This is a genomic window from Citrobacter sp. W9 (assembly GCF_026719375.1).
Classification (GTDB): domain Bacteria; phylum Pseudomonadota; class Gammaproteobacteria; order Enterobacterales; family Enterobacteriaceae; genus Citrobacter; species Citrobacter werkmanii.
In genome coordinates, this window is record NZ_JAPPTE010000009.1 from 88,675 (window position 1) to 110,925 (window position 22,251).

Genomic DNA, 22,251 nt, shown 5'->3' on the forward strand with positions numbered 1-22,251 from the left:
CAGGGGCGTGGGAAACTACGCCCCTTTATTTTTTCAGGGTTGTGATAAGTAAAATGAAAAATATCCTCGCCATCCAGTCCCACGTTGTTTTTGGTCATGCGGGCAACAGCGCGGCTGAATTTCCGATGCGTCGTCTTGGCGCAAATGTCTGGCCGCTAAATACCGTGCAGTTCTCTAACCACACGCAGTACGGCAAATGGACCGGTTGCGTTATGCCGCCGACTCATCTGACTGAAATCGTGCAGGGTATTGCCGATATCGATAAACTCCAGACCTGTGACGCAGTACTAAGCGGCTATCTTGGCTCGGCAGAGCAGGGTGAGCATATTCTGGGTATTGTGCGCCAGGTTAAAGCGGCCAATCCGCGGGCAAAATACTTTTGTGACCCCGTGATGGGGCATCCGGAGAAAGGGTGTATCGTCGCGCCGGGCGTGGCGGAATTTCATGTGCGTCATGCGCTTCCCGCCAGCGACATTATTGCCCCGAACCTGGTTGAACTTGAAATTCTGTGCGAACATGCGGTTCACAATGTGACTGAAGCGGTGATGGCTGCCCGTGAACTGATCGCCCAGGGGCCAGAAATTGTGCTGGTGAAGCATCTGGCCCGCGCAGGTATTAGCACCGATCGTTTCGAGATGCTGCTGGTCACTGCGCAACAGGCGTGGCATATCAGCCGCCCATTAGTCGATTTTGGCGCGCGTCAGCCGGTTGGCGTGGGTGACGTTACCAGCGGCTTGCTGCTGGTGAAACTGCTCCAGGGCGCGTCTTTACAGCAGGCGCTTGAGCATGTGACGGCGGCAGTGTACGAAGTGATGATCGCCACCAAAGAAATGCATGAGTATGAACTGCAGGTGGTAGCCGCTCAGGATCGTATCGCGATGCCTGAACACTACTTTAGCGCGACGCAGTTGTAATCAATGCCCGATGGCGCTCACGCTTATCGGGCGTACGTTTGGCCGTCAGCCAGCCAAGTAAGTAGGCCGGATAAAGCGCCTGGCGCCGCCATCCGGCACATTAGTGATTAGCTCAACCCTTCTGCTTTAAGCGCTGCGGCAACCGCCGGGCGTTCAGTCATACGCGCCATATACGCCTCGATATGGCTTAATCCTGCCATATTCAGCTTAACCGCATAAGCCCAACGCAGCACGGTGAACAGATAAGCGTCTGCAATGCTGAAGCGCGGGCCGCAGATCCATTGCTCATCTTTCAGCGATTCATTCACGTACTGCATTTTTTTCTCCAGCTGCGCGCGAACAGTTGGCTTGAAGTCTTCCGGCGTATCGGGACGGAACAGCGGGGTAAAACCTTTATGCAGTTCTGTCGCAATGTAATTAAGCCATTCGATGGTTTTGTAACGGGAGAGGCTGCTGGTAGGGGCGAGGAGGTGGCGGTCTGGCACTGTGTCCGCCAGGTACTGCATGATGGCGACGCCTTCGGTTAGTAATGTACCGTCGTCCAGCAGCAGCGCGGGAACTTGTCCTTTGGGGTTTACCGCGAAAAAATCATCGCCGTTTTCCAGACGTTTCTTCATCAAATCGACACCATCCAGCGTGAAATCTTTACCGCTCTCACGCAGCGTGATGTGGGAAGCGAGAGAACAAGCGCCCGGTTTGTAGAATAGTTTCATCGGTAACTCCTTTTGGCTGAGGTTTATCGTATGGTAGTGCTACCTCAGGTAAAAAAAAAGCCGCTAACAACAGTTAGCGGCCTGAAAATGAGTTTCCCTGAGAATTACGCTGTCGCGGCCTTAGAGGCTTTCTCATTAACGTCATCGTCCTGAGTCATACGATTCAGTTTCGGCGCCGTCAGCAGCATCAGAACAGCGATAACCGCCGTTGCAACACCAATTTGCAGGAACACACGACCGTAGACTTCCAGAGACATCAGCGGGTCAGTCACGTTTTCTGGAACTGCCATCATGTTGGCGACGTAACCGCCGATGATGTTTGCACCGGCAGTGGTCAGGAACCAGCTCCCCATGATGAAGCCCATCAGACGCTGCGGAACCAGCTGCGCCACCATGGCCAGACCCAGACCGGAAATCATCAGCTCACCGATGCTTTGCAGGCCATAGCAGATGATCAGCCAGTTAACAGAAACGATGCCCGCATCGGTGGCGAACTTCGCACCCAGCGGCAGGATCAGGAACGCACCGGAGCACAGCACCATACCAATCGCGAACTTGGTCGGCATCGGCAGCGTATCACCCATCTTGTTATAGATAGCGGCGAGGATTGGGCTACCAATGATGATCCAGAACGGGTTCAGCGCCTGGTACTGCTCAGGTTCAAAAGCAATACCCAGAATAGAGTGTTCAACGTTACGAATCGCGAAGAAGTTCAGTGAAGTCGGCATCTGGCTGTACAGCACGAAGAAGATAATCGCTTCCAGCATCAGAATGAAGGCGACGATCATTTTACGACGCGCAGCACCGTGCATGGTGAAGGCTTCTTTACCGAAGATAAATACGATACCAATGGCAATCACACCCAGAACCATACGGGCGATTTCCTGGTTGTGCAGCAGCCAGGTCGCAATCGCAATCAGAACCACAACGCCAGCGATGGTCAGCAGCAGGTTACGGAAGTTGATCGGCTCAAAGTCAGGTTTAGAACCGTACTGTTTAACCCAGCGCTGACAGAATGCGAAGTTAACCACGGTGATCAGCATACCTACGACGCTCAGCGCGAACGCGGTGCTCCAGCCGTAACGCGCAGCTAACCATGGCGTTGCCAGCATAGAGAAGAATGAACCGATGTTGACGGACATGTAGTACATGGTAAATGCACCATCAAGACGCGGGTCATCTTTTGCATAGCAGGTAGAGAGCAGGGAGGATGGGTTGGCTTTAAACAGGCCGTTACCGACCGCGATGGCCGCCATGCCCATATAAACAATACCGGCATCGTGACCGGACCATGCAACCAGCGCATAACCGATGGCCAGAACAATGGCGCCCAGCATAATGACACGTTTTGTTCCCAGAACTTTATCACCTAACCAGCCGCCGATGGCAACCAGACCATACACCAGGGCGCTAAAGGACGAGAAAAGGGTGATGGAATCCGCTTCTGACATACCCAGTTGCTTAACCAGGTAGACGGCCATAATCCCTTGCAGGCCGTAATAACCAAAACGTTCCCACAGCTCTATCGAGAAAATGAGATAGAACGCTTTCGGTTGTTTGAAGGCGTTTAAACTAACGCTTTCTGTTGGTTTATTGTTTGCAGTAGACACTTTTACCTCTTTTTTTACATCCCATATCAACGGGGGTGTTCAGGTACGTGATGAATCAAGTTCATCCGTCCGATTGTTATAGTGGGAGGGGAAACGGCAAGTAATGTTCACTATCTTGACCATTCAGACAAGTGGTTTGTAATAATCTGTTACATATATCCTGGGTGGTGAAATCATCGGTACAGAGAAATGTTATCTAGCGTTAAATTTTTTCATTTGAAAAATCGCAGATTTTTACACTGTTTAAGTCACCCAAAAACCGCAATGCGGCGATATGTTCTGCTATTTGCGGTTGAATCCAGTGATATAGGCCATTATCTGAAAAATAGCCAGTGTAATGTTTTGTTTAGAAACTGTTCAGTAAGGTCATCTGATTGTCACTTTAACTAAAAAATAAAAATTATTTAACATTGTGTTGTCTGAGTGATCTGCATCACGTATAGATAGAAATTTCTATTACTAAAAAAACGATTAACCTGCTCAGGTGTTTATACACAAGAATAATGCGTTAGATATGCGCAGTTGAATGGCATCATCGACGGGAAAAGATTGTTTAGGGAGTGCATAACTAATCGTTATGTGTCAAAGGGGCAAAGGGAACGCCCCATCAGTATCAGATATCAACTTTCTCTTTGAATTCGCAGAGATCTTCGATGATGCAAGAACCGCAGCGCGGTTTTCTGGCAATACAGGTGTAGCGGCCATGAAGGATTAACCAGTGATGGCAATCGACTTTAAATTCACTCGGTACGACTTTCAGTAATTTTTCCTCTACCTGCTCGACGTTTTTGCCTGGCGCAAATTGCGTGCGATTACAGACGCGAAAAATATGGGTATCTACCGCAATGGTAGGCCAACCGAAGGCGGTATTTAACACCACGTTGGCTGTTTTTCGCCCAACCCCGGGCAGGGCCTCTAATGCGGCCCGGTCTTCTGGCACTTCGCCATTATGTTTGTCCAGCAGAATGCGGCAGGTCTTAATCACGTTCTCCGCTTTGCTGTTGAACAACCCGATTGTCTTGATGTAGGACTTAACCCCGTCTACGCCGAGCTCCAGCATAGCGGCAGGGGTATTGGCGACAGGGTACAGCTTAGCCGTGGCTTTATTGACGCTGACATCGGTGGCCTGCGCGGAGAGCAAGACCGAAATCAGCAGTTCGAACGGCGATGTAAAATTCAGCTCAGTGGTTGGATGCGGATTGTTATCACGCAGGCGTGTCAGTATTTCCAGCCGTTTTGCTTTGTTCATTACACATTCCCTGTTTCACCAACCGGACTGTCTGCAACAGCCGCTTCGGCACGACGTTTCTTCATTTTCTCATCGATCAGATATTTCACCGCCAGCATCAGGCCCAGACCAATGAAAGCGCCCGGTGGCAGCATGGCCAGCAGAAACGGCGTATCGGTATGGAAGATCTCTACGCGTAGTACTTTAGCCCAACTGCCTAACAGACCGTCTGCGCCATCAAATAGCGTGCCGTTACCAATTATTTCACGCAGCGAGCCCAGAACAAACATGGCCCCAGTTGCGCCCATACCGATGGAGAACCCATCAAGGGCGGATAATGCCGGGCCTTTTTTAGCCGCGAAGGCTTCAGCACGACCAACAACAATACAGTTGGTCACAATCAGCGGAATAAAGATCCCCAGAGACTGATACAGGCCAAAAGCGTAAGCATTAATCAGCATCTGTACCGCACTCACGACGGAAGCGATGATCATGACATAAATCGGAATACGAATTTCAGACGGTGTCCAGCGACGCAGGGCTGAAATGGTCAGGTTCGTCAGCGTCAGGACGAGCGTAGTCGCCAGTCCCAGACCTAACGCATTGGTGGCGGTAGACGTTACCGCCAACAGCGGGCACATACCAAGTAACTGCACAAGCGCGGAGTTATTTTTCCATAACCCCTGGACAATGACATCTTTAATTTCGCTCATGGTTTATTCTCCACAGGCGCTAAGTTGAGGGAGTTGCGCTGGCAACGTCTGCGCATACAAACCGGCGCGTTTCACCGCATTAACTACCGCACGCGGCGTAATGGTTGCGCCAGTAAACTGGTCGAAGTCGCCGCCATCTTTCTTCACCGCCCAATGGGCATCGTTACCCGCGCCGATCGTTTTGCCGCTAAAGTGGGTGATCCAGTCGGACAGACGCAGCTCAATTTTATCGCCCAGCCCCGGCGTTTCATGGTGTTCAGTTACGCGTGTGCCCAATACGGTACCTGTGAAATCCACACCAACCAACAGTTGAATAGCGCCGGAATAACCATCTGGGGCAGTGGCTTCGAGAATTGCCGCAACAGGTCGATCGTCCTGGCGCGCGATATACACACGGTGAGTCCCTTTACCTAACGCTTGCGCATTCACCAGATAGCAACTCTCAGACAACGCGTTATTGTAGCGATTGCCAGGCAGAACCTGATCAAACAATACTTTTTGCTGCAACGCCGCTTGTTCATCGATAGTGGATTTGGTTAATTGATTGATTGCCGCGGTTAACCCCGTAGATCCGGCGGCAAACAGCGCCAGAGTAATACCGTGTTTACGAATCGTTTTCAGCATATGTTGTCCTTAGCGATGTCCGTACACGCGAGGGCGGGTGTAATAATCAATCAGGGGAACCGTAATATTTGCCAGCAACACGGCAAAGGCCACGCCATCAGGATAGCCACCAAAACTGCGGATTAACCACACTAACAAACCCGCAAGCGCGCCAAAAATCAGGCGACCACGGTTGGTGGTCGATGCCGTAACGGGATCGGTAAGAATAAAGAAAGCGCCGAGCATCGTCGCGCCAGAAAGTAGATGTAACTGAGGCGATGCCAGCGACTCTGGCGAGAAAATCCAGCCTAAAGTAGCGCAAACAGCGAGCGACAGCAGGAAACTAACCGGGATATGCCAGCGAATCGCTTTTTGCCATAACAGCACAATGCCGCCAACCAACCAGGCAAGGTTAACCCACTGCCATCCGGCACCCGCGAGCATGCCGCTGTAAATCGGGTACTGCATTACCTGTTCAACCGTTCGTCCCGCATGCAGAGAAGTCTTGAAGGTATCAAGGGGCGTAGCCTGGCTGATGCCGTCGATTCCCATACGGAGCGCGTTCATATCGCTGCCGCCCGTGGTATGTCCGGTAAAGATTACGTTCAGAGCGTCAAAGAATCCGGGTACCGTGGCTGCAATTTCCTGCGGCGGCAGCCAGCTTGTCATCTGCACCGGGAATGAGATAAGCAGTACGACGTAGCCAATCATGGCGGGATTGAACGGGTTTTGTCCGAGGCCGCCATACAGCTGTTTTGCAATGATAACGGCAAATACTGTGCCTAATACCACCATCCACCAGGGGGCCAGCGGAGGAATACTCACGGCCAGCAGCAACCCCGTAAGGAGCGCGGAGTTATCTTTTAAAATCGGCGCAATGGGTTGTTTCCGCAGTTTAAGTACAGCCGCTTCGGCGCCGATGGCGCTAATGGCGGCCAGAACGATCTGCAACAACGTCCCCCAGCCAAAGAACCACAGCTGCGCGACGATCCCCGGCAATGCAGCAAGTAACACCAACATCATGATGCGTGATGTCTGACGCTGGTTATGGGTATAGGGGGAGCTTGCTATTCTGAATACCATTTATTCCTCGTTTACAACCTGCTGCTGTGCGGCTTTTTTAGCCTGGGCGCGTGCGATAGCGGCCGCGACGGCGGCTTTACGCGGATCCACCGGTTCAGCGGTTTCAGTCACCGACTGCTGCTCAAGCTTACGGGCTTTGGCGCGGGCGATTGCCGCTTCGACGGCGGCTTTACGCGGATCCACCGGTTCTGCTGTTTCCGTTACCGTCTGCTGCTCAAGCTTACGGGCTTTGGCGCGGGCGATTGCCGCTTCGACGGCGGCTTTACGCGGATCCACCGGTTCAGCGGTTTCAGTCACCGACTGCTGCTCAAGCTTACGGGCTTTGGCGCGGGCGATTGCCGCTTCAACTGCCGCTTTACGTGGGTCAACCGGTTCAGCGATTTCAGTCACCGGCTGCTGCTCAAGTTTACGGGCCTTGGCGCGGGCGATAGCCGCTTCGACTGCCGCTTTACGCGGGTCGGTACCCGCGCTGCTGTCTTCGGTTTTGTGTGAATTTTCCGTCCGGGCCGCACGAGCCTGTGCTTTACGCGCCTCGCGAGCGGCAATCACTGCGCTATTGTCAGGTTTTTCGCCAGCCTGAATAACAACCGGTTGCATTGCCTGAGCCTGTTTCTCTTTTACGCGAGCCAGCGCGGCGGCGATGGCATCATGATCTTTAGCCGCAGGTTGTACGGCAGCACTTTTGTGGCGTTCAAGACGTGCGGCTTTTTCACGCTCAAGTCGCGCCTGCCGGGCTTCAAAACGTGCTTTGGCTTCCGCGGCGCGTTTTTCTTCCTGGCTAATAGCATAAATCTCGGCCTTTTCCTGGCGGAAATACTGCACCAGCGGAATATTGCTTGGGCATACCCATGCGCAAGCGCCGCATTCGATGCAGTCTGCAATATTGTGAGTTGTGGCTTTATCGTGCTGCTGCCCTTTACTGAACCAGTAGAGTTGCTGCGGCAGAAGATCGGCCGGGCAGGCATCGGCGCAGGCGCTACAGCGAATGCAGCCTTTCTCCTCCGGTGTTTCACCCATTTCACTGGCAGAGGGGGCCAAAAGGCAGTTGGTGATCTTCACCACCGGTACATCCAGCCATGGCAGCGTAAACCCCATCAGCGGCCCGCCCATAATCACCATCTGGTCGGCGGAAGGGCAGAAACCCGCGTCGCTGAGTAGATGACGAACCGGCGTACCTAAACGCGCCCAGACGTTGCCCGGACGGCTGACGGCTTCGCCTGTAAGCGTCACAACACGCTCGGTAATAGGTTCTCCGTCAATGACCGCACGTTTAATCGCGTAGGCGGTCCCGACGTTTTGCATCAGCACGCCAATATCTGAGGAGCGTCCGCCATGAGGTACCTGCTTACCGGTCAGAATTTGCGTTAACTGCTTGGCGCCGCCGGACGGGTACTTGGTTGGGATCACGCGTAAGCTGATATCGTGCGAATTGGCCAGCACCGCACGCAGCATGGAAATTGCCTGCGGTTTGTTATCTTCTATTCCCAGCAGGATCTCACGCGGCTGAAGAATGTGCGCGAGGATGCGGATACCCTCGACGACCTGAGCCGCGCAGTCCTGCATCAGACGGTCATCCGCCGTAATGTACGGCTCGCATTCTGCGGCGTTGATGATCAGCGTTTCAATTTTATCGCCGCCGCCCTGTAGCTTAACCCCGGTTGGGAAACCTGCGCCGCCCAGACCGGCGACGCCGTACTGATGAATACGTGCAATAAGCTCTTCCCGACTACGGGAACGGTAATCGGCCCAGCCATCACGCTCAATCCAGCGGTCTTCGCCATCGGCATCAATGATGACGCTTAGCTCGGCTAATGCCGAAGGGTGTGCGGTGGAGTGCGGCGCAATAGCAACAATAGTGCCTGACGTTGGCGCATGTACCGGCAGCATTTTGCCACGCCCGATGGTTAACGCCTGGCCACGCAGGACGGTGTCGCCCACGTTGACACACAGTTCACCTTCCGCGCCAATATGTTGTTTCAGGGGAATAACGAAGCGCGGCGCCAGCGGAACCTGCCGCAGCGGCGTACCGTTTGACTGGGTCTTCATTTCTGGTGGATGAATGCCGCCATCAAAATCCCAGATTTTGTTTTTTCTGAATGCAGAGAATAACTTAAACATGTTGTTCCACAGGAATGATGCGCACAGGGATAGTGTTTAAATCCCATTTCCAGCTATCGGGCGTCTCAGCCACCGGGCGTAATTCGATACATTGCGTTGGACATGGGTCAACGCACAGGTTGCAGCCGGTGCAGAGATCGCTCATCACTGTGTGCATGGCGCGGGTCGCACCCACAATGGCATCGACCGGACAGGCCTGAATGCACTTTGTGCAACCAATACAATTATTTTCATCAATGACCGCCAGCATTCGCACGGGCGTAACATCTTGTTCATCACCATCAATCGGCTGCGGGTCGACGTTCAGCAGGGCAGCGATTTTTAACATCACCGCTTCACCACCGGGCGCGCAACGATTGATTTTTTCACCCTGCGAGCCGATCGCTTCAGCATAGGGATGACAGCCTGGATAACCGCACTGTCCACACTGGCTTTGCGGGAGAATTTCATCAATTTTCTCCACGACCGGGTCATCCTCAACGGCAAAGCGTCGCGAGGCGTAACCCAAAATAGCGCCGAACGCCAGACCCAGCAGACTCACTGCGGCAACGGCAATCCAGATAGCATTCATTACAACTTCACCAAACCACTAAAGCCCATAAAGGCCAATGACATTAAACCGGCGGTAATCAGCGCAATCGCATTACCGCGAAACGGAGCAGGGACGTCTGCCACAGCGAGGCGTTCGCGAATGGCGGCAAACAGTACCATTACCAGTGAGAAGCCGACGGCGGCAGAAAAACCGTATAGCGCCGACTGTAAGAAGTTATGGCCGAGGTTAATATTCAGCAACGCCACCCCCAACACCGCACAGTTTGTGGTGATCAGCGGTAAGAAGATCCCCAGCAGGCGGTAAAGCGCAGGGCTGATTTTACGGACCACCATCTCGGTAAATTGCACGACGACGGCGATGACCAGAATAAAAGCCAGCGTGCGCAGATAGATGAGATTGAGCGGAATGAGGATCCAGGTATCAATCAACCATGCGCAAATAGAGGCCAGCGTCATGACAAACGTCGTGGCCAGGCCCATACCCATTGCGGTTTCCAGTTTTTTGGAAACGCCCATAAACGGACAGAGGCCCAGAAACTTAACCAGTACAAAGTTGTTGACCAGCACAGTTCCGACAAACAGCAGCAGGTAATCAGTCATTTTTCGGCCTGAAATAAAAAAGCCGCCTATTATCTGACAATCTACAACAGGCGACAACAGGTTAACTGTAGGGTTATTACGGGTTCACAAACGTCGACTTAACGCGCTGTGAGCGCTTGAAGTAGGGCACCAGCAGTGCTGCTGCTAACAAAGGGAACAGCAGTTGGCGCACGGCAAAGGCGTCCGGGACGGGTGAAAACGCAAACGCTTTAATCGCCAGTAACACGGAGATCAACAGCCATAAAATATAGTGCTTCGGCACGCAGGTTCTGCGTTTGAAAAACGCAATCGTCAGCCATAACGTGTAATACCACATGGCGATAGCCGTAATAAAAGAGACGCCCCATAACAACAAATTGGTCGTACTTTGCTCACCAAGCGTTTGGAAGGTTTGCGGTGTGGCCAGCGCAGTGACGTAAAGTAACAACGCCAGCGAAGCACTCAACAACGCAACTAACAGCCAGGCCAATGGCCCAAGTAGCCAGCCTCCGATACGTTGTGCCGGTGTGGTAGTCATCTCTTCTCCAGGTTTACGCGCGCGATCAAACATGCCATTCATTTTGGGGCAATTATTATAAAGCTTTTAACGTTGAGCGCTACTTTCTTCTTTATTGCACGTAATGCCAGACTGATTTAGGCACCTGACCGACGTCAAACAGACGACCTCCGGAGATAAGCTCCGCACGACGGTGGTCTGCTGCACGGTACATATTGATAATGTCGTTATCGTCGGTGAGCGTGTAGTTAAGATGATCGAACAGTTTTTCCAGACTTTCGAGTGAACTAATTTTACGGAATTTTAATAAGTAATCCTGAACAGTCATAAAGAGCAATCCATATATAAAATAATACCAACGGAGTAGAAAATATTAAGAAATAAACAACGTGCACAGGTAAAAGCGGATTTGCGCGCAAATGTAAGAAGAGTATGCATACCTGTAAAAAGCAGGCGCTATGTACGCCTGCGGCAAGGTTAGCGCGCTTCGCGATCCCAGGCAATACGCGCGGGAGCGGGATGCGGCATAATTCGCTTTTTTTGACAGAATTGGATCTTTTACAGCCGGACCCAGCAATGCGTAAAGGTGAATTGCGGGTCGAAAAAAGCTGATGACGCTTATTTTTTCTGCACTGCTGCAATTGGCTCCGGTGGCTGGTAATTGTCAATATGATTGGCAATACCCAGCAGGATCACGGAGACCGCAAGAACAATCCAACCTGCTAACTCAATAAGACGATTCATTACTGATGACATTTGCTTTGATTTATCCATAAACACAGGCTGCAAATGTTACTAATCTCTCCATAATACAGCAAGAAGATTGGGAACGATTTCAGCCACTTTTTCGCGGCAAATTCAGCTTAAGAAGCATATGTTTGACTTAAGTTAATAAACAACCTTTGTAGCGCAAAGGTTATTAAACTATTGAGACGTTGCAATGTATGGTGTGAAATAGGTCAGTCTGAATTGAGAGGCAATAACATGAGTGACAACATCCGCGTTGGGCTAATCGGCTATGGTTACGCCAGTAAAACCTTCCATGCCCCCCTGATTGTGGGCACACCAGGCCTGGAACTGGCCGCGGTGTCCAGTAGCGATGAAGCAAAAGTGAAGGCCGACTGGCCTACAGTGACGGTTGTTGCTGAGCCTAAGCACCTTTTTAACGATCCTAATATTGACCTGATTGTGATCCCTACGCCAAATGACACGCACTTCCCGTTAGCGAAGGCCGCACTGGAAGCGGGTAAACATGTGGTTGTTGATAAACCGTTTACCGTGACACTGTCACAAGCTCGTGAGCTGGATGCTCTCGCGCGTAGTCTGGGGCGCGTACTATCCGTTTTCCATAACCGGCGCTGGGACAGTGATTTTCTGACGTTGAAAGCGCTATTGGCGGATGGCGTTTTGGGCGAAGTTGCCTATTTTGAGTCCCACTTCGATCGTTTCCGCCCGCAGGTTCGGGACCGTTGGCGTGAACAGGGCGGTCCGGGCAGCGGTATTTGGTATGATTTAGCGCCACATCTTTTGGATCAAGCGATTAATCTGTTTGGTTTGCCGGTCAGTATGACGGTGGATCTGGCGCAACTGCGTCCGGGCGCACAATCGACAGATTACTTCCATGCCATTCTGACGTATCCACAGCGTCGTGTGATTCTGCATGGAACCATGCTGGCTGCCGCAGAATCGGCCCGCTATATCGTGCACGGCTCACGCGGGAGCTACGTCAAGTATGGTCTTGACCCACAGGAAGAACGTCTGAAAAATGGCGAGCGCCTGCCTCAGGAAGACTGGGGTTACGACATGCGCGATGGCGTATTGACGCGAGTTGAAGGCGATGAGCGGGTTGAAGAGACCTGGCTGACCGTGCCAGGTAATTACCCGGCGTACTATGCAGGCATCCGTGATGCGCTGAACGGTAATGGTGAAAACCCGGTCCCGGCGAGACAAGCTATCCAGATTATGGAGCTGATTGAGCTTGGCCTTGAGTCCGCAAAACACCGCTCCACGCTTTGCCTTGCCTGATAAGGCACATGCCGGATGGCGGATGCCCCGGCATGTGCTCCGGCCTACAATGCAACGCCACGTAGGCCGGACAAGCGTCACGCTGCCGCGACTTTCTCGCGCAGCGTACGTTTCTCTTCGTTACTCAGGAATGCCATTTCCAGACCATTGATTTGCGCCTGGCGGATCTGTTCGCGAGTTAAACCTGCGGCAGGTGCGGCAATGGTGTACTCGTGAATAATATCGACACCCTGAACCGCCGGATCGTCCGTATTCAGACTGGCCACAACGCCATGTTCAAGAAATATTTTCAGCGGATGGGTCGCCAGCGTAGCGACGGTGCTGGTCTGGATGTTCGATGTCAGGCAGGATTCAATGCCGATACGGTGTTCGGCGAGATAATCCATCAATGCGCGATCTTCGACCGCTTTAACACCATGACCAATGCGTTCAGCGCCTAATTCTTTAATGGCCTGCCAGATACTTTCTGGTCCCGCGGCTTCGCCGGCATGGACCGTAATATGCCAGCCTGCATCGCGTGCCTGGTTGAAATGTGACAGGAACAAACTACCCGGGAAGCCCAGTTCGTCACCGGCCAGATCCAGCGCAGTAATATGGTCACGGTGTGCTAACAGCGCATCAAGTTCCTGCAGGCAGGCGGCTTCGCCGAAGGTACGACTCATAATGCCAATTAAACGCGCTTCAACGCCAAAGGCCTTGCAGCCTTCGCGCACGCCTGCAATAACGGCTTCAACCACGCCTGCTACAGGGAGTTGATGGGTCATTGCCATGTAGCCAGGGGAAAAACGTAGTTCAACATAGTGCAGGCCGTTACGTGCGGCATCCTCAATATTTTCAAACGCGACGCGGCGGCAGGCGTCCAGCGAGGCCAGAACCTTTACGCCCCAGTCCAGTTTGGATAAAAAACTGACCAAATCAGGCTCGGTTGACGTCACTTGCACATGAGGGATCAACGTTTCCAGCGTCTGTGCCGGGAGGGTTAAATTGAACTGGCGACCCAGATCGAGGATCGTTTGGGCACGGATGTTACCATCAAGGTGGCGATGGACGTCGGTTAAGGGGAGAGAAGTATCAATCATGGTCGCACTCGTATTTTTAGGTAAAGTGCACGGCATTATACAACAGAATCATAATTCTCTAATAACTTTGAATAAAGCGCGCCAACACTTTGCAAAAGGGTCACATTGTGGACATTTATTTCAGATTTTCAATGAGTCAGGCGATCGGCGTGCTATCCTGGTCAATGGTAGCCTTCTCCGTCAGATACTTTGCCGCGAAAGACATAGTAGCTCCATGCCGTATACATCAGAATGACCGGAATAATAATAAGCGTGCCAACCAGCATAAACATCTGGCTTGCAGGGGGAGCCGCTGCATCCCATAAGGTAACATGCGGCGGAATAATATAGGGCCACAGGCTGATACCTAAGCCGCTAAAACCCAGAAAGATTAATCCCAGCGTCAGGATAAAAGGTCGTGCATGGCTGGTGTTGTCGCTGCTCAGACGCCAAATCCACAGGCTGAGTATCGTCACCAGAATGGGGACCGGCACAAACCAGTAGAAATTAGGTAGCGTGAACCAGCGTTCTGCAATGTATTGCCAGCTAAGGGGGGTCCAGATGCTGACCACGGCAATAACCGCCAGCAGAGCGAGCAGAACATAGCGCGTTAATTTACGCATCCGTTCCTGAAGCGCGCCATCGCTTTTCATTATCAGCCAGGTGGTGCCGAGTAACAGATAGGCGGCAACCAGTCCGAGTCCGCAAAACACATTAAATGGGGTCAACCAATCCAAGGCCGACCCGGCAAAGCGTCGTTCTGCTATATCGAAGCCGTTAATCACGGCGCCAACAACGATCCCCTGACTCACGGTCGCCAGCAACGAGCCGCCGGCAAAAGCGTAGTCCCAAAATAGCCGATGCGAAGGCGTGGCTTTAAAGCGAAACTCAAATGCCACGCCGCGAAAAATCAACCCAATTAGCATCATCGTGAGTGGAATTGCCAGTGCGTCAGCAATCACAGCATAAGCCAGAGGGAATGCGCCAAAGAGACCGGCTCCACCGAGCACCAGCCAGGTTTCGTTCCCGTCCCAGACGGGGGCCACGCTGTTCACCATCACATCTCGCTCGCTGGGGGCATGTACAATGCTAAACAACATACCAATGCCCAAATCGAAACCGTCCATTACGATGTACATCAGCGTGGCAAAGACAATGATAATAAACCAGATTACGGTGATATCGATGTCCATCAGATTTTCTCCTCTTCATCCGTTACCGGTTCTGCGGCGGAAAGCGGACGCGCAGGGGTGCCATCGGTTTGTGAGGTCAGTTCACTGACCGGCTGAGGTCCTTTTTTAATCAGCCTGAATATGTAGTGATAACCCACGCCAAAGACGGTGCTATAAACGACGATAAATAACAGCAAACTGATGACCATTTGCGTTGTGCTGTGCAATGAAACGGCATCTCTCGTGCGCAAAAAGCCGTATACGACCCAGGGCTGGCGGCCAACTTCCGTGGTCACCCAGCCGGCCAGTAAGGCCAATAGTCCGGCAGGCCCCATCAAAAGCGCAAACCACTGGAATGGGCGGGAATGGTACAGGCGTTTGCGCCAACGTAACCAGACACTGCAGATACCCAGGGCGATCATCAACACGCCCATGCCAACCATGATGCGAAACGACCAAAATACAATTGCGGAGTTGGGGCGATCTTCCTTGGGAAAATCCTTCAGCGCTGGAACCTGCTTGTCCAGGCTATGGGTCAGAATCAGACTGCCCAGCGCAGGGATCGCCAGAGCGTATTTGGTGCGCTCTTCCTCCATGTCAGGCATGCCAAACAGCGTCAACGGCGTCGCCTCTCCGGGGGGATTCTCCCAATGTCCCTCAATGGCCGCTATTTTCGCAGGCTGATGCTCAAGGGTATTGAGGCCATGCATATCTCCAACAACCGCCTGAATAGGGGCGACAATCAGAGCCATCCACAACGCCATCGAAAACATTTTACGAATGGCAGGGGTATCGTTACCCCGGAGTAAATGCCAGGCGGCAGATGCGCCAACGAACATCGCGCTACTCAGAAAAGCAGCAATCGACATATGCAATAAGCGATACGGAAATGAAGGGTTAAATATGATAGCCAGCCAATCCTGGGGAATGACATGCCCATTTTCGAGGCTAAAACCTTGAGGTGTTTGCATCCAACTGTTGGAAGCCAGGATCCAGAAGGTAGAGAGTAACGTGCCCAGCGCCACCATACAGGTGGTGAAGAAATGCAGCGCTGGAGATACTTTGTTCCAGCCGAATAGCATTACGCCAAGGAAGCCCGCTTCGAGGAAAAAGGCGGTCAGGACTTCATAAAGCAACAGTGGTCCGGTAATACTGCCGGCAAATTGCGAAAAACCGCTCCAGTTGGTACCGAACTGATAAGCCATCACCAGGCCGGATACGACGCCCATCCCAAAATTGACGGCGAAGATTTGCAGCCAGAAATTATAGAGCGAGCGCCAGAGATTGTTTCGCGTGCGCAGCCACATCCCCTCCAGCACCACCAGATAGCTGGCCATTCCAATCGTAATCGCGGGAAAAAGAATATGGAAAGAGACAGTGAAGGCGAACTGAAAACGGGCTAAATAAAAAGCGTCAAGTTCAGGCACGGTACAGACCCCATCCGAGGAAGCTCTGCCTGAAGCAGAGCGTAATGAGATTATTTTTTGGCTACAACGCCGTCAGCGTCAGACCGTAAGAGAAATTGTTCTGTCGTTTGCGGAATATGTTTAATCAGCCAGTCGGCCATCTCACGTTCCTCTGCCAGAATCGTTTCAATAGCGGGGATAGAGGCGGTATCACCGACCTTTTTTGCGGCGGCCAAAAGCGATGTGTAGCAGGCTATTTCAAATTGCTCGAATACATAGCCGCTAATTGCGCCTTTTACAATTTCGTCAGAAGGAAACATGCCGCCAATCGACTGGCCAAAAGCCGCCATTTTACTCATTGAGTCTTTTAATACAGAGCGCGAGATATCGTTTCGATCGAGGATCTCTTCCAGCAGAGTAATTTGCCGTTTTGTTTCATTAATATGTTGCTCAATTCTGGCACGCAAATCAGGATAATTATCGATACGACTCGCCATCGATTCCAGCATTGACTCCGCTTGCTTTTCCATCGCGTGCGCATCGCGTAGCCAGTCATGGTAATGTTCTAAGTGATTCATCGTAATTTCCTCGTGTCAGTATGGTTATCGTTTTTCAGCGTCTTTATTAATGTTACCAACCGCAAGATCGGTTAATTTCAGATCGGTTTGTTTTTCTTCTTCAAGCGTTTCTGTGAGGAGTTTTACGGCTTTTTTATATCCAAGTTGTTCTGCTAGGGTTGCCAGTGTGCCGTAGCTGGCAATTTCATAATGTTCCACTTTCTGTGCGGCTGCGATTAATGCCGCATCGCGTACTTCATTTTTCTCGGTGCTTTCAATAACCTCATTAGCCTCTTCAATTAAGCCTTCCATCGCCACACATTTCATGCGTTTAATCTTAATTCCCGGCTCTTGCTCAACGATTTGGTCAATACGTTCAATTTGCCCCTGAGTTTCTTCCAGGTGGGCATTAAAGGCTTTGCTGAGCTTTTCACTTGATGCGGCTCTGGCGAGTTTAGCCAGTCCGCGCGTTAATTGTTTTTCGGCGCTATAGGTATCTGAAAGTAGGTGAATAAATACGTCTTCAATGCTTTTCATATGCATATTAATATCCTGTAGAGGTTAAAAATAACTGCGAGCCTCATACAGACCCGCAGGACACTCTTTTCATTAAAAGATGAAAATAACGCTAACTATCAGGAGTTGTCAGACTTACGGCCACCACCGTGGCTGCTTTGTCCACCTTTTTTGCCTGCTTCAGATGCGCGTTGCGGATCGTTTTTGAAGTTACCACCGCTATGTTGACCGCCTTTACGGCCCGCTTCTGATGCTTTTTCTCGGTCTTCTGCGAAGTTACCGGAACCACCACGATGCTCTGCCATATATCACCTCATATATCGGTTATGTCAGTCAGATACAAAAAATAATTTCGTATCAGTCGTTGTTCAAGGCTTAAAGTTAGCGGCTATTTGTATTAAGTCAAATTTAATGTTGATATGCGGATTAGTCCGTATTGATAATTTTCAATGGATTGCGGGAAATACCGCTTCGCTTATTATGGCTGACGTTTAATTAATAAGTCGCTGTAACCGCCTGAGATTTAGAAGGAATAAAGGCATGATTGCCTGATCAGGATTACCCTTGTAAATTTTCTTAAATTATAAATAGATCGCAATAAAATCGAAGCGTTCCGTTCATGCTTAAAATGACATTATTAAATGTCATGGTATTCATTTTGTTCTACGCTTACTACTCTTTTGGGCAAAAACAATACGGAGCGAAAACATGGTTAACTTAAATAATGAAGGAACCAGCCAAATACGATAATTTTTTACTTTTAAGATGATGACTTAAAGGAGAAAAATGATGAAAGCACTGACTTATCATGGCCCTCATCATGTTAGCGTTGATAATATGCCAGATCCCGGCATAGAAGAGCCGGATGATATCATTCTGCGTGTTACTGCGACTGCTATATGCGGTTCGGACCTGCATCTTTATCGCGGTAAGATCCCTGGAATTCATCATGGCGATATATTTGGTCATGAGTTTATGGGCGAAGTGGTTGAAACGGGATCGCAAGTGACGGCTGTAAGTAAAGGTGATCGCGTGGTGGTACCCTTTGTCATTGCCTGTGGCGAATGTTTTTTCTGTCAACTTCATCAGTATGCCGCGTGTGAAAGCACTAACAGTGGCAACGGCGCAGCGCTGAACCGCAAGAATATCACGCCACCGGCGGCACTGTTTGGCTACAGCGATCTGTACGGCGGTATTCCTGGCGGTCAGGCCGAATATGTTCGGGTGCCAAAAGCGAACACAGGTCCATTCAAAGTGCCGGATACGTTGGCAGATGAAAAGGTTCTTTTTCTGTCTGATATTTTACCGACGGCATGGCAGGCAGTGAAGAATGCCGACATTAAGCCAGGCTCCAGCGTTGCTATCTTTGGCGCTGGACCGGTAGGGTTATTAACTGCGGCTTGTGCTCGTCTCAACGGTGCCGAACAGATATTTATCATTGATCATAACGATTACCGCCTTGAATTTGCACGACAACGTTATGGTGCGATTCCCATTAACTTTGATAAAAACGACGATCCTGCAAAATGGATTATTGATAACACGGCAGGTCATCGTGGCGTGGATGCGGTGATTGATGCTGTCGGTTTTGAGGCAAAAGGGAGCCTCACTGAAACTGTACTCAGCACATTAAAAATTGAAGGCAGTAGCGGAAAAGCGCTCAGGCAATGCATTGCGGCAGTGCGCCGGGGAGGAATTGTCAGCGTCCCTGGCGTTTACGCCGGTTTTATCCACGGATTCATGTTTGGTGATGCTTTTGATAAGGGACTGACGTTCAAAATGGGGCAGACACATGTGCATGCTTACTTACCTGATCTGCTTAATTTGATCGAGAAGGGATTGCTTACCCCGGAAGAGATTGTGACGCACCATATGCCGCTGGAAGATGCCGCAAGAGGATATGAAATTTTTGAGAAACGGGAAGATGGGTGTCGAAAAGTTATTCTGGTACCGGGAATGAAAGCGGGATTATCCACGGTGAATGATTGACGCTGGCTTAATGGAGGAGGCGTCAGGCTGATAAGGCGCGCAATGAGGTTTTCATTGCGCAAACCTGCTTAACGAATTGTACGGATGGCGTTAATCAATCCCTGAACGCCTTTTTCAAGTTTTGAGCGCGGACATCCGGCATTCAGGCGCACAAAACCGCGTCCTTCTTCGCCGTAGGTGTATCCTGGCATGATGGCAACTTTCTGCTGGTGGATAAGCGCTTCCTGCAATTCGCGATCATCAATGTTGAGCGGACGCAGGTCAATCCACGCCAGATAGGTAGACTGTGGAACCTGCCAGCTCAGTTCGGGGAATGCGGCATTAAGCTCGCGGGCGACGTAATGCAGATTGCTGGCAAGATAATCCCGCAGCGCATCAAGCCAGCTTGCGCCCTGTTGATAGGCGGCAATATGAGCGGTCAGCGCCAGTACCGCCGGCGAGGAAAGACCATCGCGACCTTTTAATGCGCTGAGATAATCGTTACGACTTTGAGCGTCTTCAATCATCCCGTAAGCCCCGGTCAGTGCCGGAATATTAAAACTTTTTGAACCGGAAGTGAGCAGCGCCCAGCTGTCACGTGCGACGTTACTCCAGGGAATATGTGGGTGATCTCCCCATACCATATCCATATGGATCTCATCGGAAATAACTTTTACACCATGGCGCTGGCACAGTTCCGCCATGGTTTCCAGCTCATCACGCGTCCACACTTTACCCGTCGGATTTTGTGGGCTACAGAGCAGAAGAATTTTGCTCTCTGAACGAGACAGGGCACTCTCCAGCGCGGCCATGTCGCAGTACCAACCATCAGTGCGTTTTTCCAGTTCGACAGCGCGTACCACGCGCTGATTACCCTCGATAGCTTTGTAAAACGCGTCGTAAGCCGGAGTGTGGATAACCACCGCATCACCCGCGGAAGACCACTGGCGAATCAGCTCTGACACCATATAGATGACCGAGGGACCATATACCAGCGACTGAGGATCGATTTTTGTATTGTGACGCGTAAGAAACCAGTGCTGAATGGCCGCCAAAAATTCATCATTTTTCCAACGGCTATAACCCAATACGCCATGGGACAGGCGCTGGGTAAGCGCCTCAAGAATGCAGGGGGCAGTGGCAAAATCCATGTCAGAGATGGTGAACGGTAGCAGATCGGCTGAGCCAAAACGGTCGGCGACGTAATCCCATTGGGTACACCAGGTGCCGTGTCTGTCCACAACCTTTGAAAAATCAAACATAGTGTTGTCCTTAAGCCTGTACGGTATTCATCAGAACCGCGATTTCGTCTTTCACTGACTGGACCTGCGGACCAATAACAACCTGGAGGTTATGCTGATTGAGCTGTACTACGCCAATGGCACGATTGTCCTTCAGAGCTTGTACGTTAACAAGCGACATATCTTTCACTGACAAGCGCAGACGAGTAATGCAGTTATCCAGGCTAACAATGTTTTCCGCGCCGCCCAACGCCGCCAGAATAGCTGGCACGTTGTATCCCGATTTACCTGGCGCTGCAGCCATCACTTTTTCGATAGTGCTGGCCATTTCGACTTCGCGACCCGGTGTCTTCAGATTGAAGCGCGTGATGGCGAAGCGGAAGATAACGTAATACACCGCGAACCAGATAGCCGCGACGACAGGGACCAGATACCACTTGGTAGACAATCCATGCAGGATGCCGAACACCACGAAGTCGATCAGGTTACCGTCAGTGTTACCGATGGTAACGCCAAGCACCGCCATCACGGTGAAGCCGAGGCCGGTAAGCAAAGCGTGGATCACATACAGAACCGGGGCCACGAACAGGAACAAGAACTCAAGAGGTTCGGTCGTACCACCAATTACACAGGCAATCAGACCGGAAATTAATAACCCTTTAATTTTATGACGATTCTCTGGACGTGCGCAGTGATACATCGCTAACGCTGCACCCGGTAACCCGCCGAGGAACGCTGGCATTTTACCCTGGGACAGGAAGCGAGTTGCGCTTTCAGAGAAGCCTTGGGTTGTCGGGCAGCTCAATTGAGCCTGAAAAATAGTCAGTGCGCCGCTCACGCTATGACCACAGACTTCCTGCGTGCCGCCGGCTTCGGTAAAGCGAATCAATGCCACCAGAATATGATGCAGGCCAAAAGGCAGCAACAGACGTTCGCCGGTGCCAAACAGCATAGGACCAAATTCACCTGCACTGTTGATGATGTGACCGAGTCCGGTAATGCCCATGGCGAAAACCGGCCAAATCAGGGGAATGACCAGACCGACCAGGCCCATCACTACCGAGGAGATGATGGGAACGAAGCGAGTGCCGCCGAAGAAGGCGAGAGCATCCGGCAGACGAATGTTATGGAAGCGTTCATGCAGCATCCAGACGATGATCCCGGCGATGACGGCGCCGAGGATCCCGGTGTCGATCGACTGGATCCCCAGAATATTTTGCACGTTGTTGGCTTTCAGGATCGCCGCATCAGTGGTGGGTAAGATACCTTTTGCGGTTAACCAGAAGTTGACGGCAAGGTTCATTACCGCGTAACCGACAAAACCAGCAAACGCCGCCACACCTTTGTTCTCGCGCGCCAGGCCAAGAGGAATGGCAATACAGAACATCACCGGTAGGAAGCTAAACGCAAATGAGCCAACCTTGCTCATCCAGGTAAAGATGGCCTGTAGCACCGGATTTCCTAACGCCGGGATTAACGTTAAGACATCGTGGCTGCTTAACGAACTGCCGATCCCTAACATGATCCCGCAAAATGAGAGCAGAGCCACGGGCAACATAAAAGTTTTGCCCAACTGCTGGAAAAATTCCCATAACGTTATTTTTGGTGTGGTTCTCGTCGTCATTAAACGACTCCTTGTTAAATCAGGCTGGCTAATGATGGCGAGAAGATAAAACGT

23 protein-coding genes are annotated in these 22,251 nt (G+C 51.3%); 3 read left to right on the forward strand and 20 right to left on the reverse strand.

What is annotated here, in order from left to right; all coding sequences use genetic code 11:
- Positions 1 to 53: 53 nt before the first annotated feature.
- Positions 54 to 914 carry a pyridoxal kinase PdxY gene (gene pdxY / locus OOJ59_RS14605; RefSeq protein ID WP_038640402.1) on the forward strand — a complete coding sequence of 287 codons (861 nt, stop codon included), beginning with the start codon at positions 54 to 56 and terminating at the stop codon, positions 912 to 914.
- A 107-nt stretch (positions 915 to 1,021) separates the two neighbouring features.
- Here pdxY and gstA read toward each other — a convergent pair whose 3' ends face one another.
- The 12 genes from gstA to blr all read right to left on the reverse strand — a co-directional run bounded on the left by gstA (position 1,022) and on the right by blr (position 11,374).
- Complete coding sequence (gene gstA / locus OOJ59_RS14610) at positions 1,022 to 1,627, reverse strand: glutathione transferase GstA (protein ID WP_150344993.1); 606 nt, start codon at positions 1,625 to 1,627, stop codon at positions 1,022 to 1,024.
- Positions 1,628 to 1,731: 104 nt separating this feature from the next.
- On the reverse strand, positions 1,732 to 3,237 hold the full coding sequence (dtpA, locus tag OOJ59_RS14615; RefSeq protein WP_038640405.1) for a dipeptide/tripeptide permease DtpA: 1,506 nt from the start codon (positions 3,235 to 3,237) through the stop codon (positions 1,732 to 1,734).
- 613 nt (positions 3,238 to 3,850) lie between these two features.
- Positions 3,851 to 4,486 (reverse strand): endonuclease III, encoded by a 636-nt coding sequence (gene nth, locus OOJ59_RS14620; RefSeq protein WP_137347238.1) that lies wholly within the window; start codon positions 4,484 to 4,486, stop codon positions 3,851 to 3,853.
- On the reverse strand, positions 4,486 to 5,178 hold the full coding sequence (locus OOJ59_RS14625) for an electron transport complex subunit E (RefSeq protein WP_038640410.1): 693 nt from the start codon (positions 5,176 to 5,178) through the stop codon (positions 4,486 to 4,488). Before OOJ59_RS14625 ends, nth begins: the two co-directional genes overlap by 1 nt.
- Before the next feature lie 3 nt (positions 5,179 to 5,181).
- Positions 5,182 to 5,802: an electron transport complex subunit RsxG gene (gene rsxG / locus OOJ59_RS14630; RefSeq protein WP_085049399.1), complete on the reverse strand. Its 621-nt coding sequence runs from the start codon at positions 5,800 to 5,802 to the stop codon at positions 5,182 to 5,184.
- A gap of 9 nt (positions 5,803 to 5,811) precedes the next feature.
- Positions 5,812 to 6,864, reverse strand: a complete 1,053-nt coding sequence (gene rsxD, locus OOJ59_RS14635; protein WP_085049398.1) for an electron transport complex subunit RsxD — start codon at positions 6,862 to 6,864, stop codon at positions 5,812 to 5,814.
- Complete coding sequence (gene rsxC, locus OOJ59_RS14640) at positions 6,865 to 8,982, reverse strand: electron transport complex subunit RsxC (RefSeq protein WP_268063421.1); 2,118 nt, start codon at positions 8,980 to 8,982, stop codon at positions 6,865 to 6,867. It abuts the gene before it with no gap.
- Positions 8,975 to 9,553, reverse strand: a complete 579-nt coding sequence (gene rsxB / locus OOJ59_RS14645) for an electron transport complex subunit RsxB (protein WP_032943340.1) — start codon at positions 9,551 to 9,553, stop codon at positions 8,975 to 8,977. Before rsxB ends, rsxC begins: the two co-directional genes overlap by 8 nt.
- Positions 9,553 to 10,134 (reverse strand): electron transport complex subunit RsxA, encoded by a 582-nt coding sequence (gene rsxA / locus OOJ59_RS14650; protein WP_160955824.1) that lies wholly within the window; start codon positions 10,132 to 10,134, stop codon positions 9,553 to 9,555. Before rsxA ends, rsxB begins: the two co-directional genes overlap by 1 nt.
- A gap of 76 nt (positions 10,135 to 10,210) precedes the next feature.
- On the reverse strand, positions 10,211 to 10,651 hold the full coding sequence (locus tag OOJ59_RS14655) for a DUF2569 domain-containing protein (protein ID WP_038640418.1): 441 nt from the start codon (positions 10,649 to 10,651) through the stop codon (positions 10,211 to 10,213).
- A gap of 91 nt (positions 10,652 to 10,742) precedes the next feature.
- On the reverse strand, positions 10,743 to 10,958 hold the full coding sequence (gene ydgT / locus OOJ59_RS14660) for a transcription modulator YdgT (RefSeq protein ID WP_008784684.1): 216 nt from the start codon (positions 10,956 to 10,958) through the stop codon (positions 10,743 to 10,745).
- A 290-nt stretch (positions 10,959 to 11,248) separates the two neighbouring features.
- Complete coding sequence (gene blr / locus OOJ59_RS14665) at positions 11,249 to 11,374, reverse strand: division septum protein Blr (RefSeq protein WP_038643149.1); 126 nt, start codon at positions 11,372 to 11,374, stop codon at positions 11,249 to 11,251.
- Between the two features lie 240 nt (positions 11,375 to 11,614).
- On the opposite strand from blr, the gene OOJ59_RS14670 reads away from it, so the two are divergent.
- Entirely contained in the window at positions 11,615 to 12,655 is a 1,041-nt protein-coding gene (locus tag OOJ59_RS14670; RefSeq protein ID WP_038640423.1) for an oxidoreductase, read from the forward strand.
- A gap of 77 nt (positions 12,656 to 12,732) precedes the next feature.
- Here OOJ59_RS14670 and add read toward each other — a convergent pair whose 3' ends face one another.
- The 6 genes from add to OOJ59_RS14700 form a co-directional block, all read right to left on the reverse strand.
- Positions 12,733 to 13,734 carry an adenosine deaminase gene (add, locus tag OOJ59_RS14675; RefSeq protein ID WP_160955825.1) on the reverse strand — a complete coding sequence of 334 codons (1,002 nt, stop codon included), beginning with the start codon at positions 13,732 to 13,734 and terminating at the stop codon, positions 12,733 to 12,735.
- Between the two features lie 161 nt (positions 13,735 to 13,895).
- Positions 13,896 to 14,906, reverse strand: coding sequence for a cytochrome d ubiquinol oxidase subunit II (gene cydB, locus OOJ59_RS14680; RefSeq protein WP_159121233.1), 1,011 nt, complete (start codon positions 14,904 to 14,906; stop codon positions 13,896 to 13,898).
- Positions 14,906 to 16,312 carry a cytochrome ubiquinol oxidase subunit I gene (locus tag OOJ59_RS14685; RefSeq protein WP_199963895.1) on the reverse strand — a complete coding sequence of 469 codons (1,407 nt, stop codon included), beginning with the start codon at positions 16,310 to 16,312 and terminating at the stop codon, positions 14,906 to 14,908. Before OOJ59_RS14685 ends, cydB begins: the two co-directional genes overlap by 1 nt.
- A 50-nt stretch (positions 16,313 to 16,362) precedes the next feature.
- Positions 16,363 to 16,869: a ferritin-like domain-containing protein gene (locus tag OOJ59_RS14690; protein ID WP_038640433.1), complete on the reverse strand. Its 507-nt coding sequence runs from the start codon at positions 16,867 to 16,869 to the stop codon at positions 16,363 to 16,365.
- 24 nt (positions 16,870 to 16,893) lie between these two features.
- Positions 16,894 to 17,391 (reverse strand): YciE/YciF ferroxidase family protein, encoded by a 498-nt coding sequence (locus tag OOJ59_RS14695; RefSeq protein WP_268063422.1) that lies wholly within the window; start codon positions 17,389 to 17,391, stop codon positions 16,894 to 16,896.
- 92 nt (positions 17,392 to 17,483) lie between these two features.
- Positions 17,484 to 17,669 (reverse strand): general stress protein, encoded by a 186-nt coding sequence (locus OOJ59_RS14700; RefSeq protein ID WP_006684659.1) that lies wholly within the window; start codon positions 17,667 to 17,669, stop codon positions 17,484 to 17,486.
- A gap of 484 nt (positions 17,670 to 18,153) precedes the next feature.
- On the opposite strand from OOJ59_RS14700, the gene OOJ59_RS14705 reads away from it, so the two are divergent.
- Positions 18,154 to 19,353 carry a zinc-dependent alcohol dehydrogenase gene (locus OOJ59_RS14705; protein WP_150345574.1) on the forward strand — a complete coding sequence of 400 codons (1,200 nt, stop codon included), beginning with the start codon at positions 18,154 to 18,156 and terminating at the stop codon, positions 19,351 to 19,353.
- Positions 19,354 to 19,421: 68 nt separating this feature from the next.
- Here OOJ59_RS14705 and OOJ59_RS14710 read toward each other — a convergent pair whose 3' ends face one another.
- The gene (locus tag OOJ59_RS14710) at positions 19,422 to 20,594 is read right to left on the reverse strand and encodes a MalY/PatB family protein (protein WP_160956463.1); all 1,173 of its coding nucleotides are present in this window, start codon (positions 20,592 to 20,594) and stop codon (positions 19,422 to 19,424) included.
- Between the two features lie 10 nt (positions 20,595 to 20,604).
- On the reverse strand, positions 20,605 to 22,197 hold the full coding sequence (gene malX, locus OOJ59_RS14715) for a maltose/glucose-specific PTS transporter subunit IIBC (RefSeq protein ID WP_160956464.1): 1,593 nt from the start codon (positions 22,195 to 22,197) through the stop codon (positions 20,605 to 20,607).
- Between the last annotated feature and the right edge of the window lie 54 nt (positions 22,198 to 22,251).